The sequence below is a fragment of the Microbulbifer elongatus genome (assembly GCF_021165935.1).
Classification (GTDB): domain Bacteria; phylum Pseudomonadota; class Gammaproteobacteria; order Pseudomonadales; family Cellvibrionaceae; genus Microbulbifer; species Microbulbifer elongatus.
The window spans coordinates 1,537,869-1,550,776 of sequence record NZ_CP088953.1; the positions used below are offsets into that span (position 1 = coordinate 1,537,869).

The following is a 12,908-nucleotide window of genomic DNA, read 5'->3' on the forward strand; positions in this document are numbered from 1 at the left end:
AAAAGGGCGAATCGCTGTGCGATTCGCCCTTTTTCGTCTGGTCTGCCCGCAGTGCGGGGCTTTGAACCGCCCGCCGGTGTCAGATCTTGTCGAAGATCAGACTGGCGTTGGTGCCGCCAAACCCGAAGGAGTTGGACAGGGCGCGATTGACCTTGGTCTCCCGCAGCTCAGTCACCAGGTCCAGTCCCTCTGCGGCTTCATCTACGCTCTCCACATTGGCGGAGGCGGCGATAAAGTCGTTCTGCATCATCAGCAGGGAGTAGATGGCTTCCTGTACACCAGCGGCGCCCAGAGAGTGACCGGTCAGGGATTTGGTGGAGGCAAATGCCGGTACCTTGTCGCCGAACACTTCTTTCATAGCACGCAGTTCGGCTACATCCCCTACCGGAGTGGAGGTGCCGTGGGTGTTGATGTAGTCCACACCGCCTTCCAGGCCGTTACCGTCCATTCCGGCCAGCGCCTGCTGCATGCAGCGGGCGGCGCCTTCACCGCTCGGAGCCACCATGTCATAGCCGTCGGAGGTGGCTCCGTAGCCCACCAGCTCGGCGATGATGTTGGCGCCACGCGCCTTGGCGTGTTCGTATTCTTCCAGCACCACACAGCCGCCACCACCGGCGATCACAAAGCCGTCACGGTTGGCGTCGTAGGGGCGAGATGCGGTAGTCGGGGCATCGTTGTACTTGGAGGAAAGGGCGCCCATGGCGTCGAACAGATGGGTCAGGCTCCAGGCCAGCTCTTCACCACCACCGGCAAAGACCACGTCCTGCTTGCCCATCTGGATCAGCTCTGCACCGTTGCCGATACAGTGTGCGGAGGTAGCGCAGGCGGAAGAGATGGAGTAGTTGACGCCCTTGATCTTGAAGGGGGTGGCCAGGCACGCGGAAACGGTGCTGCCCATCACCTGGGGTACCCGGTAGGCGCCCACACGGCGTACACCTTTGGTCTTCAGAATATTGGCAGATTCGATGATGGCGGCGGTGGAGGTGCCGCCGGAGCCCATCACCAGCCCGGTGCGAGGATTGGATACATCGGACTCTTCCAGGCCCGCCATTGCGATGGCCTCGGCCATGGAAATGTACGCGTAGGCGGCGGAGTCGCCCATAAACCGCAGGTGTTTGCGGTCGATATGCTCTTTGAAGTCGATATCGACCACACCGGCGATCTGGCTGCGCAGACCCAGCTCGGCGTACTCATCCATGGTGCGGATGCCGCTGCGGCCGGCTTTCAGGGAGGCCAGCACTTCGGTCGTATTGTTGCCAATGCAGGAAGTGATGCCCATTCCGGTAATAACTACCCGGCGCATAGTGATCTCCAGTAAAACTTGTTGTGTGAATTGTTATTGTTTTATGTGACAGGCGCTTGCTTGAACACAGACCCGATCAGAAGTTGTCGGTGCGGGTAAACAGACCGACACGCAGGTCTTTGGCCGTGTAGATCTCTCGGCCGTCGACGGAAACGGAGCCGTTGCCGATGCCCATCACCAGCTTGCGCTCAACCAGGCGGCTCATCTGGATATGGTACGTCACTTTCTTGTTGGTCGGCAGGATCTGGCCGGTGAACTTCACCTCGCCACAGCCCAATGCGCGACCGCGGCCCGGATTGCCCTTCCAGGCCAGGAAGTAGCCGAGCAGCTGCCACATGGCGTCGAGACCCAGGCAGCCCGGCATTACCGGGTCACCGGGGAAGTGGCAGTCAAAGAACCACAGGTCCGGCGTGATATCCAGTTCGGCGATCAGCTCCCCTTTGCCGAATTCACCGCCGTCTTTGGCAATGTGCGTAATGCGATCCAGCATCAGCATGTTGGGAGCAGGCAGCTGGGCATTGCCCGGGCCGAACATATTACCCTGGCTGCATTCCAGGAGTTCTTCACGGGTGTAGCTGCTTTTTTGAACGAAATTACTCATTGGGTCCCCGATTCTGGGTATTTCTTACACGAGCCGGCATTCTAAGGGCTAAGGCGTCCTTGTCCAGTCGGTCATAACCCTTTTTGTGACCGGAACTGTCCCAATTAGCCCTTGACCAACCATCTGTGGCTTGAAACTCCGGACATCTTGCCAGATTGCCCGGCCGCAGCGCCGCTGGCGCACTGGCGGAATATTGCACCTGAATGTTGCAACAGAATTGTGATAACTTTCGGCGTTTCGGGAAATGGCCAGATGCTGCCACAGGTTCCCAGGCACGAATATTAATGAGGGGAGTGTCATGCTCAAAAAATGTCTTTTCCCGGTCGCCGGGTACGGGACGCGTTTTCTGCCCGCCACCAAGGCCATGCCCAAAGAAATGCTGCCGCTGGTCAACAAGCCTCTGGTGCAATACGGGGTCGAAGAAGCCATCGAGGCGGGACTGACCGAGATCGGCTTTGTTACCGGTCGCGGCAAGCGCGCCATCGAAGACCATTTCGATACCAACTTTGAGCTGGAACACCAGATTGCCGGAACCGGTAAAGAGCGCTACCTGGATTGTGTGCGCCAGGTGATCGACAGCGCCAGCTTCTCCTACACCCGTCAGGGCGAAATGCGCGGCCTCGGCGACGCCATTCTGCAGGGGCAGCGGCTGATTGGCGATGAGCCGTTTGGTGTGGTGTTGGCCGATGACCTGTGCCTGAATGATGATCTGGGGGTGCTCGGACAGATGGTGCAACTCTACAAGCAGTTCCGCTGCAGCATCGTAGCGGTCGAGGAAGTGCCCAAGGAGCATATCCACAAGTTCGGTGTGATTGCCGGCAACGAAATCAAGCCCGGCCTCTACCAGGTCACCGACATGGTGGAAAAACCCAAGGCCGAAGACGCGCCGAGCAATATGGCGATTATCGGCCGCTATGTGCTGACCCCGGATATCTTCGATCTGATTCGTGAAACGCCGCCGGGCAAAAACGGCGAGGTGCAGATCACCGATGCGCTGCTGACGCAGGCCAAACGTGGTTGCGTTCTTGCATACCGTTTTAAAGGCCGCCGTTTTGACTGCGGCTCGGTGGATGGCTTTATCGAAGCCACCAACCATGTGTATCAAAATATCTATCTGCCAGGGGAGAATGGCTGAATGTCCGAGTTAACCTGTTTTAAAGCCTATGACCTGCGCGGCCGCGTGCCGGATGAGCTGAACACGGATGTCGCTTATCGAGTAGGTCGCGCCTTTGCGCAATTTCTCGACGCCCGCCGCGTCGTGGTTGGTCACGATATCCGCCTCACCAGCAGCGAGTTGACCGACGCCCTGGCCAATGGCCTGCGCGATGCGGGGGCCGATGTTTACCACATTGGTGAGTGCGGCACTGAAGAGATTTATTTTTCCACCTTCCATGGCGACTTTGACGGCGGTATCTGTGTGACCGCCAGCCACAATCCCATGGATTACAACGGCATGAAATTCGTGCGCGCGGGCTCCCGCCCGATCAGTGGCGACACTGGCCTGCTGGATATCAAAAAGCTCGCGGAAGAAAACAATTTCGGCGAAGTGGAAAAGCGCGGCGAACTGCACACGTTCGCGCACCGCGACGACTTCGTGAAACACCTGCTGGGTTATGTGGATGTTGCCGAGCTGAAACCGCTGAAGCTGGTGGTTAACGCCGGTAATGGTGGTGCCGGTAGCGTGGTGGATGCGCTGGCGCCCCACCTGCCATTCGAGTTTGTGCGCGTGCACCACGAGCCCGATGGTACCTTCCCCAACGGTATCCCTAACCCGATTCTGCCGGAGAACCGCGAGTCTACTGCTGCAGCGGTACGTGAGAGCGGTGCGGATTTCGGCATTGCCTGGGATGGTGACTTTGATCGCTGCTTCTTCTTTGATGAAGGTGGCAACTTTATTGAGGGTTACTACGTTGTCGGCCTGCTGGCGGAGGCATTCCTGCTCAAAAATCCGGGTGCCAATGTCGTCCACGATCCACGCCTGACCTGGAATACCGAAGACATCGTAAAAGCGGCGGGCGGTGAGCCGGTGCAGAGCAAAACCGGCCACGCGTTTATTAAAGAGCGGATGCGCAAGGAAGATGCCATTTACGGTGGCGAGATGAGCGCGCACCACTATTTCCGCGACTTTGCCTACTGCGACAGTGGCATGATCCCGTGGTTGCTGGTGGCCGAACTGGTAAGCCGCAGTGGCAAGTCTCTGTCCCAGCTGGTGGGTGAGCGGATGGGGGCTTTCCCCTGCAGTGGCGAGATCAACTCCAAAGTGGAAGATCCCAAAGCACTGTTAAAGGCGGCGGAAGAAAAATATGCAGGCGACGCTAACAGCGTCGAACACGTGGATGGCCTGAGCGTGGCTTTTGATGATTGGCGGTTCAACCTGCGTATGTCCAACACTGAGCCGGTTGTGCGTCTGAATGTTGAATCCCGTGGGGATGAGGCGTTGATGAAGGCCAAGACTGAGGAGTTGCTCGGCCTGATTCGCGGGTAGTTATTTGCTTCGTAGAGATGTGTTTTCGGCGCTCGTCGTTGGGTTCTATCGAGCTCCGTAGTTGAGGCTGGTGGCGGCCCTGCTACCGGGTACGACTTTGCGAGACACGCCGTGAACCCATCCCTGGGGGCTCTTCCGCGAGGTCCCTCTCGCGGAAGGTCTCGCAAAGTCGTACCCGGTATCAGAGCCTTAGCGTGAAATCTTTTACTTCGTTTCGTATAGAGCAAAGGAATCGAAGCGCAACAGTTAAGTGCGAAGGCGGGGTGCCGGGGGAAAGGTTTCGAAAGCGTCGGCGACAGGGATGTATTCACAGGGGGGCGCCTAGCTCGGTTTCGAAACCTTTCCCCCGGTGCCCCGCCGCCACCGCAAGAAATTAAAGCCTCTATAACCAAGAAAGCCCCGGAATAACTCCAGGGCTTTTTGGTTAGGTAGTCCGCTGAATCGAAAACTCCGCAAGCTGCCTGAGTGCAGTTTTGTGCTCACCGTCTGGCAGAAACTCCAGTTTTTCCAGAGCCAGCGCCACTTCTTTCCTCGCCCGATCAAAGGTGTAATCCAAGGCGCCACAATTCTCGATGGCCGCCACGATCTCGGTGAGTTTCTCCGAACTCTTTTGCTCAATGGCTTCTTTCACCAGCACCGCCTGTTCCGCAGTGCCATTTGCCATGGCATAAATCAGCGGCAGGGTAGGTTTGCCCTCGGCCAGGTCGTCACCCACATTCTTGCCCAGCTCTTCCGAATTACCCCGGTAGTCCAGTGCATCGTCGACGAGCTGGAACGCGGAACCCAGGTGGCGGCCGTAGAGTTTCAGGGATTCCCGTTCGTCGTCAGTACAGCCGGCCAGTACTGCTGCGGTCTCACAAGCGGCCTCGAACAGGGCGCCGGTCTTCTTGTGGATAACTGTTAGGTAGTTTTCTTCGCTGACCGCTGGATCGCCGGCGTTCACCAGCTGCTGCACCTCGCCCTCGGCAATGGTATTGGTGGTATCCGACAGGATGGACATGATGTCCATATCCTGCAATGCCACCATCATCTGGAAGGCGCGGGAGTAGAGGAAGTCCCCCACCAGCACCGCCGGTGCATTGCCCCACTGGGCGTTGGCGGTGAGACGGCCGCGGCGCATATCCGACGTATCCACCACGTCATCGTGCAGCAGGGTCGCGGTGTGGATAAACTCGATGATCGCCGCCAGAGTGATATGGTTGCTGCCCTGGTAACCGGCGGCGCGGCTGCACAGCAGTACCAGTAAAGGGCGCAGGCGTTTGCCGCCAGCCTCGACCAGGTAGTGTCCGATGTTCTCCACCAGGGGAACGTCCGAGTGCAGTTGGTCGATGATGTGTTGATTGACGGCGGCGAAGTCGTCCGCGGCTACCTGATGAAAGGGCAACATGCAGGGTCCTTAATACTTCTCTGTATCGGTTTACGGCGGCAAGCCTAGCGGTTTTGGCCCCGTGCGGAAAGGAAGCCTGCCCGAAAAGTGCGCTATTGTATCAAGCGGGCGAATTGATTAGAATCTGCGCCCCGCTCAAACCCGGTCCGCTCTGTGGGCGATTCCGTCGGCGGGAAGAAGTATCAATCATCAACGGCGCAAGCTCCCAAAATGCTGGCTAACCGGTCATCTTAACCTGACCAGCCGCTGCTTCGTGTCGTCCATTTTGGAGCATAGAAATATGTACGCTGTGATCGAAAGCGGTGGTAAACAACACCGTGTAGAAGAAGGCGAAGTACTGCGCCTGGAAAAAATTGAAGTCGCTACTGGCGAATCTGTCGATTTCGACAAGGTTCTGATGGTAGTGAACGGTGACACCATCAATATTGGTGCGCCGGTCGTGGAAGGTGCCAAGGTGACTGCAGAAGTGCTGAGCCACGGCCGCGGCGAGAAGGTGAAAATCATCAAGTTCCGTCGTCGTAAGCACTCCATGAAGCGTCAGGGCCACCGTCAGTGGTACACCGAAGTCAAAATCACTGGCATCAAAGGCTAATCACCAGGTAACAGAAGAGGAGTAACTACTCATGGCACACAAGAAAGCTGGCGGTAGTACGCGCAACGGTCGCGATTCCGAAAGTAAACGCCTGGGCGTTAAGCGCTTTGGCGGCCAAGCGGTTTCCGCAGGCAGCATCATCGTCCGTCAACGTGGCACCAAGTTCCACGCTGGCGTAAACGTTGGTATGGGCAAAGATCACACCCTGTTCGCAACCGCCGATGGCGTTGTGAAGTTTGAGGTGAAAGGCGCCAACAACCGCAAGTTTGTTTCTATCGAAACAGCCTAAGCGGTCATCACGCCCGATCGAAAAGCCCCGCAATCGCGGGGCTTTTTTGTATTGATCAGCCGCAAATTACACTGAAGACCGGACAACCCGGTAAAGTAGAGACATGAAATTTGTAGATGAGGCGCCGATTACGGTGCAGGCCGGCAACGGCGGTAAAGGTTGCTTGAGCTTCCGTCGCGAGAAGTTTGTCGCCAAGGGCGGCCCCGATGGGGGTGACGGCGGCGATGGCGGTTCCGTGTATCTGGTGGCCGACGAGTCACTGAATACCCTGGTGGACTACCGATATCAGCCCAATTATCAGGCTCAGAACGGCGAGGCCGGCCGCGGTCGTAACTGCACCGGCGCCAAGGGCGAAGATCTGGTGCTGAAGGTGCCCGTGGGCACCACCGCCATCGACGTGGATACCGGGGAAACCCTCGGCGACCTGCTGGAGCCCGGCGAAAAGCTGCTGGTGGCCCAGGGTGGCTGGCACGGCCTCGGCAATACCCGCTTCAAGTCCAGTACCAATCGCGCCCCCCGCCAGACGACCCCGGGCAGTGAGGGCGAGCGCCGCAGTATCAAGCTGGAGCTGAAGGTGCTGGCGGACGTGGGTATGCTGGGTTTGCCCAACGCGGGTAAGTCCACGTTTATTCGCGCGGTTTCCGCCGCCAAGCCCAAGGTGGCCAACTACCCGTTTACCACCCTGGTGCCGAACCTGGGTGTGGTGAAGGTGCAGAAATACCGCAGCTTTGTCATCGCCGATATTCCCGGGCTCATCGAAGGGGCTGCGGAGGGGGCAGGGCTGGGTATCCGCTTCCTCAAGCATCTGACCCGCTGTCGTGTGCTGCTGCATCTGGTGGATCTGGCGCCGTTCGACGGTTCCGATCCCGCGCAGAACGCCCTGGCGATCGAGCGCGAGCTGGAAGCCTTCAGTCCCACTCTGGCCGAGCGTGAGCGCTGGCTGGTGCTCAACAAGACCGACCTGGTGCCGGCGAACGAGCTGGAGGAGCGCTGCCAATCCGTGGTCAATGCCTTGGGCTGGCAGGGGCCGGTATTCCGCGTGGCGGCCATTCGCGGCGAGGGCACCGATGTGCTCGCGGGTCAGCTGATGGATTACCTGGAGGAGCGCAAGGAGCTGGAGGAGCAGGACGGCGAGCTGTTCGAGGCGGAGCAGGAGGCCCAGCGCCAGATGCAGCGGGAAGCCCGCGAGCGAATCGAGCACCTGCGTGAAGCCCAGCGTGCCAGGCGCAAGGCGGCAAAAGAATCTGATGAGGATGACGAAGATTGGGACGACGATGACTATGACGTCGATGTAGAATATCGTCCCTGAGTCGTCTGCCCCTGCAGCGCAAAATCCTGTGTAAGGAATTGACCGCAGGGGCACCTCCCCCATCATGAGGAAGAAATGGATTCCATCTCGTCGCGCCAGCAACTTGCCGCCAGCAAGCGCTGGGTCGTTAAAATTGGCAGTGCCCTGTTAACCGACAATGGCCGCGGTGTGAATCGCGCCGCCATTCAGAACTGGGCTGGTCAGATCAGTGCCCTGCGCCGTCAGGGTATCGAAGTATTGCTGGTGTCCTCCGGTGCCGTGGCGGCGGGTATGGATCGCCTGGGCTGGCGCAAGCGCCCGGAATCCATTCACCAGTTGCAGGCGGCGGCGGCCGTGGGCCAGAGTCATCTGGTGCAGGTGTATGAGCACGCCTTCGGACAATTCGACTGTCGTACCGCGCAGATTCTGCTGGACCATGACGACCTCTCCAATCGCACCCGCTATCTAAATGCCCGTAGCACCATCAAAACGTTGCTGTCGCTGGGGGCGGTGCCGATCATCAATGAAAACGATACGGTGGTGACCGACGAGATTCGCTTCGGTGATAACGATACGCTCGGAGCGCTGGTGGCGAACCTGGTTGAGGCGGATGTACTGTTGATACTCACCGATGCCGATGGCCTGTTTACCCAAGACCCCCGGGATAATCCCGCCGCCGAGCTGGTGCGCGAGGCGACGGCGACCGATCCACGTCTGGTGACCATGGCGGGCGGTTCCCGCAGCGGTCTCGGTCGTGGCGGGATGGCCACCAAGGTGCGCGCGGCGCAACTGGCGGCGCGCTCCGGCGCACGTACGTTGATCGTAGGGGGCAGTGCCGATTCGGTGATCGAGCGAGTGGCGGCCGGTGAAGATCTGGGAACGCTATTGTTGCCGGAGGCGGACCGACTGACGGCGCGCAAGCGCTGGCTGGCCGGGCAGTTGCAGGTGCGCGGTAAGCTGGTGCTGGATACCGGCGCCGAGCGGGCGTTGCGGGAGCAGGGCAAAAGCCTGCTGCCGGTGGGGGTTGCCGGGCTTGAGGGGCGATTCTATCGCGGGGAGCTGGTGAGCTGCGTGAATGGCGCTGGCGAAGAGATTGCCCGGGGGCTGGTGAACTACGACAGCACCGAGGCGGTAAAGATCTGTGGTCAGCCCTCCGATCGGATTGTCGAGCTGCTCGGCTATCGCGACGACGACGAGCTGATTCACCGCGATAACCTGATTCTGCTTTAGGCTTTCTTCAAGGTTTATTGGCGGTCTCGATTCCGGTTAAAGCCTTGCGAGACACGCCGTGCACCCATCGTTGGGGGCTCTGCGAAAACATCCCTGTTTTCGAAGGTCTCGCAAGGCTTTAACCGGAATCGAAACCTATCGTCAGCGACTGGCAGTTTCTTTTATGCAATAAAAAACCCCGCATCAGCGGGGTTTTTTGTGCTCAGGAAGCGGCGGCTTAGGCAGCCAGCTTCTTGATCTGGGCATTCAGGCGGCTCTTATGGCGAGCGGCCTTATTCTTGTGAATGATGCCCTTGTCGGCCATGCGGTCGATAACCGGCACGGCAGCCTCGTAGGCAGTCTTGGCTTTTTCCGCATCACCTGCATCAATGGCCGCAACTACCTTTTTGATGTAGGTGCGCACCATGGAGCGCAGGCTGGCGTTGTGATTGCGGCGCTTTTCGTTCTGGCGCGCGCGTTTCTTCGCTTGGGGTGAGTTGGCCACCGGTTGCTCCTGTCTGGAATCTGTAAAATCTCGAACAATCGGGCCGGGGGCCCGTTTGGGACGCGACATTATCCCCAGCGTTGGTTGTTTGTCAACCGCTTGGGGTGCCAGTTTGTGACCATCTGGGCGGGGGGATAGGCCTCAATGGCTTGCCTGATGTCAAACCCCGTCATGCCGGACTTGATCCGGCATCCAGCTCCGTGGCACTGGATTCCGGGTCAAGCCCGGAATGACGAAGTGGTGACTCATCGTAGGGTGGATAAGCGCAGCGCATCCACCGCTAACGCGGCAAAACCAAGGTGAAGATGACGCCGCGCCCGTCATCGCGGTTTGCGGCCTCCAGTGTCCCCTGGTGGAAGTCTGCGATCAGGCGCGCGATATGTAATCCCAACCCCAGGTGCCCCTCCTTGCCGCCGTCATTGCGTACCGAGACCAGGGAGTCAAAGAGTTTCTGCTCAAACCCTTCCGGCAGCGGTGGCCCGTCGTTGCTGACCTGGAGTATGTATTCTCTGGCCGTCGCTTCCAGTGCAAGCCGGATTTCTGAGCTCTCCGGCGCAAAGCTCACCGCGTTGTCAGCCAGCTTGTCCAGCAATTGTGCCAGCAATTCTGGCGCGCCGTAGTAGAGCTGCGGGCCTTCCGGCGCACGCAGCGTGAAGCCGTACTGGGGGTGGGCATCTGCGTAGCTCTGGGTCAGCAGTTGCAGCAGATCGTGGAGGTCGAACTCCTCTCGTTCCGCCTGGTTGATGCTCGCTTCCAGGTGGTTGGCGGCGGACAGGGCATTGAGAATGGACGACAGCCGCGCGCCACCCTCGGCGGCGCGTTCGGCGTAGCGCCGGCTGTCGCTGTCCAGCTCACCTGCGCTCAGGTTGTCCAGGGACGAGCGCATCACTGCGAGCGGCGTGCGCAGCTCGTGGGAGAGTTTGCTGGCGAGGCTGCGCAGATACTGGTGATAGTGATCCAGCTCGCGCAACAGACTGGCGAAGGCCCGGTTCAGGGCGCCCAGCTCGTCATTCAGAATTGGTCTGGGGAAGTCGCCGCGCAGGCGGCCGCTGGCGTCCACCGCCGTTTGGGCTACCTTGTGCAACTTGCGGATCCGCCACGACAGCCAGCTGGCGTAGCCGAGCAGCAGAAGCAGTACCAGACCCGCAGCACCGGCGGTGGTCAGCCACAGTCTGCGTGCGGCGGATTCGGTAAGAGACTGCAGGGCGCTGGTAGATTGGGCAGTGATCACCCGGCCCAGTAGCGGCCGCTCGATAATATTGTCCGCGCGGGTGACCACGGGCACGCTCACTGCGCCAATACGTTCGTCGCTGGTGGCACTTGTATCCGTGGTGGGGGCGCCGAACCACTGGCTGGCAGTTTCCCGGTTCCGGGTCAGGGCCGGGGGGAGCTGACTTTCGGGTAAGGGGGGGAGCTGGCCGGTGGCGAGGACCTGGCGATAAAACCAGTCTCTCAGCCAGTTGTGGTTGTCGTCAGCAGCTGCCACAGATCGGTCCCGGTGCCAGTCGCGGCCGGTGCGGGCGAGGACGAACCCCTCCTGGTCGACCACCGTCAGCTGCAATTCCGGTCGTGCGAAGTGCTCGAGCTCCTGCTGCAGCGCCGGCAAGGGCTCCACCAATGCCCCCGGTCGGCCATCCGCGGGCAGGGTGCTGGCGATACGCTGGGGAGTGCCGCCGTCGCTGCGCACGCGATCGAGAACCCGCACCGCCAGCTCGCCATCGGTGAGGGCGAACGGCATGGCCAGTTCCAGCTGGTAGCCCCTGGGAGAGGCGGTCCAGCGCCCGCGAATGCGCAGTTCACGCTCGTACTTGCCGCGCCGCGGGTTGTACCACATGGCCTGTACCGGCCCCTGGCTGGCCACCGGCAGAATATAGTGCTGGTGCGCGGTAAACAGCTCCACGGTGTCGCCGTTGGACACCCCGGCAAGGCGCGGATCGCGGTAGCTGGGGGTCTGGTCCTGAGCCGTGAGCAGTAAATAGACCCGCTCGCCGCGTCTGCCGAGGGTGACGCGGGCCTGTGGCTTGCCCTGCAGGTCGTCGAGTACTTTCGGAGGCAGCCCCTGCGCGCGCCACTCTTCTCCGTAGCCGTCCAGTACCGGGGCCTGCGCCAGTGGATGGAGATACAGCTGGGCACCCGGTGGTCGCCCGGTGCGCCGCGGATCCGGGGCAATCAGTTCCGGGGCGCTGGCCAGGCGGGCGGCGATGGCGTTGCCGGTCGCTTCCAGTGTCTGCATCTGCCCCTGGCTCAGGGCTTCATCCACCTGGCGCAGATACTGGCAGCCCGCCCAGGGCAGGGCGAGGGTACACAGGCTCAGTAAAACCAGCTGGCTGCGAAGCTTCATTTCTCGGGGAGGCCCATGAATGTTTACACCTGCCAGCGGTAGCCCATGCCATAGGCGGTGGCAATGGCATCGAAGTGGCTGTCGACGGTCTGGAACTTGCGGCGGATACGTTTGACGTGGGAGGTGATGGTGTTGTCGTCCAGTACCACGCGAGCGGCTTCCATCAGCTGGCTGCGGGATTTGACGTGGCCCGGGCGTTTGGCCAGGGCGTGCACGATCCAGAACTCGGTTACCGTGAGGTCCACGGGCTCGCCTTTCCAGTGGCAATGCAGCCGCGAGACATCCAGCTGCAGGTCGCCCTGAGTGATCACCTCCTCGTCACTGCCCGTCGATTGCATCACGCTTACCCGGCGCAGCAGGGCGCTGATGCGCGCCTGCATATGGGGCAGGGAAATATCCTTGGTCAGGTAGTCATCGGCGCCCAGGCGCAGGCCGGAAATAATATCCAGCTCGGAGTCCCGCGCGGTCAGAAACAGAATAGGCAGGGTTGGCGCCATGGCGCGCAGTTCCCGGCACAGTTCAAAGCCCCCTTCGATTTCGGCGCCCAGCCCCACATCGATCACTGCCAGATCCGGCAGGCGCTGCTGGAAGGCGGCCAGAGCGTCCGGGCGCGTATGGTACAGGTTGACCTGGTAGCCGCTGCGGCGCAGGGCGTCGCGGTAATTTTCCGCGATGGCAATTTCATCTTCGACAATGGCGATGGTGGGGCTGCTCATGGGCGTATTGTTATGATTCCGGCCGAGAAAAAACGGATGATTGAAATTCGATGCGGAAAATCATGCCCGAAGTGTGCGAGGCAGGCAAAAGTAACTGGCGGCTTTTGGTGTGAAGCGGACCCTCAGTGTAAAAAAGCGCGCAGCTTTAAGATTGCGCGCAAGGTTACTGCTTACAGGGTTGCACTGGAGGCG

Annotated in this window: 12 protein-coding genes; 6 read left to right on the forward strand and 6 right to left on the reverse strand. The window is 60.1% G+C overall.

The genetic code is table 11. The features are described 5' to 3' along the window. Nucleotides 1–79: 79 nt before the first annotated feature. Both fabB and fabA read right to left on the reverse strand, forming a co-directional pair. Complete coding sequence (fabB, locus tag LRR79_RS06270; RefSeq protein ID WP_231759527.1) at nt 80–1,303, reverse strand: beta-ketoacyl-ACP synthase I; 1,224 nt, start codon at nt 1,301–1,303, stop codon at nt 80–82. Between the two features lie 76 nt (nt 1,304–1,379). Then, nucleotides 1,380–1,904 (reverse strand): 3-hydroxyacyl-[acyl-carrier-protein] dehydratase FabA, encoded by a 525-nt coding sequence (gene fabA, locus LRR79_RS06275; protein ID WP_231759528.1) that lies wholly within the window; start codon nt 1,902–1,904, stop codon nt 1,380–1,382. Between the two features lie 298 nt (nt 1,905–2,202). Between fabA and galU the strand changes: the two genes are divergently transcribed. Both galU and LRR79_RS06285 read left to right on the forward strand, forming a co-directional pair. Continuing rightward, nucleotides 2,203–3,039: a UTP--glucose-1-phosphate uridylyltransferase GalU gene (gene galU / locus LRR79_RS06280; RefSeq protein ID WP_231759529.1), complete on the forward strand. Its 837-nt coding sequence runs from the start codon at nt 2,203–2,205 to the stop codon at nt 3,037–3,039. After that, nucleotides 3,040–4,389, forward strand: coding sequence for a phosphohexomutase domain-containing protein (locus LRR79_RS06285; RefSeq protein ID WP_231759530.1), 1,350 nt, complete (start codon nt 3,040–3,042; stop codon nt 4,387–4,389). It begins immediately after the preceding gene. Between the two features lie 424 nt (nt 4,390–4,813). On the opposite strand, the gene ispB is transcribed toward LRR79_RS06285, so the two are convergent. Next, complete coding sequence (gene ispB, locus LRR79_RS06290; RefSeq protein ID WP_231759531.1) at nt 4,814–5,776, reverse strand: octaprenyl diphosphate synthase; 963 nt, start codon at nt 5,774–5,776, stop codon at nt 4,814–4,816. A 280-nt stretch (nt 5,777–6,056) separates the two neighbouring features. Between ispB and rplU the strand changes: the two genes are divergently transcribed. The 4 genes from rplU (at nt 6,057) to proB (ending at nt 9,175) form a co-directional block, all read left to right on the forward strand. Then, on the forward strand, nt 6,057–6,368 hold the full coding sequence (gene rplU, locus LRR79_RS06295; RefSeq protein WP_231759532.1) for a 50S ribosomal protein L21: 312 nt from the start codon (nt 6,057–6,059) through the stop codon (nt 6,366–6,368). A 31-nt stretch (nt 6,369–6,399) separates the two neighbouring features. Then, nucleotides 6,400–6,657: a 50S ribosomal protein L27 gene (gene rpmA, locus LRR79_RS06300; RefSeq protein ID WP_010132157.1), complete on the forward strand. Its 258-nt coding sequence runs from the start codon at nt 6,400–6,402 to the stop codon at nt 6,655–6,657. 103 nt (nt 6,658–6,760) lie between these two features. Next, nucleotides 6,761–7,966, forward strand: coding sequence for an Obg family GTPase CgtA (gene cgtA, locus LRR79_RS06305; RefSeq protein ID WP_231759533.1), 1,206 nt, complete (start codon nt 6,761–6,763; stop codon nt 7,964–7,966). A 75-nt stretch (nt 7,967–8,041) separates the two neighbouring features. Then, nucleotides 8,042–9,175, forward strand: a complete 1,134-nt coding sequence (gene proB / locus LRR79_RS06310) for a glutamate 5-kinase (protein WP_231759534.1) — start codon at nt 8,042–8,044, stop codon at nt 9,173–9,175. Between the two features lie 217 nt (nt 9,176–9,392). Here proB and rpsT read toward each other — a convergent pair whose 3' ends face one another. The 3 genes from rpsT to pdsR all read right to left on the reverse strand — a co-directional run bounded on the left by rpsT (nt 9,393) and on the right by pdsR (nt 12,716). Next, nucleotides 9,393–9,659 (reverse strand): 30S ribosomal protein S20, encoded by a 267-nt coding sequence (rpsT, locus tag LRR79_RS06315; RefSeq protein WP_043320846.1) that lies wholly within the window; start codon nt 9,657–9,659, stop codon nt 9,393–9,395. 280 nt (nt 9,660–9,939) lie between these two features. Next, nucleotides 9,940–12,000 carry an ATP-binding protein gene (locus LRR79_RS06320; protein WP_231759535.1) on the reverse strand — a complete coding sequence of 687 codons (2,061 nt, stop codon included), beginning with the start codon at nt 11,998–12,000 and terminating at the stop codon, nt 9,940–9,942. 23 nt (nt 12,001–12,023) lie between these two features. Continuing rightward, a complete protein-coding gene (gene pdsR, locus LRR79_RS06325) occupies nt 12,024–12,716 on the reverse strand; it encodes a proteobacterial dedicated sortase system response regulator (RefSeq protein WP_231759536.1) in 693 nt (230 codons plus the stop codon). Nucleotides 12,717–12,908 lie beyond the last annotated feature (192 nt).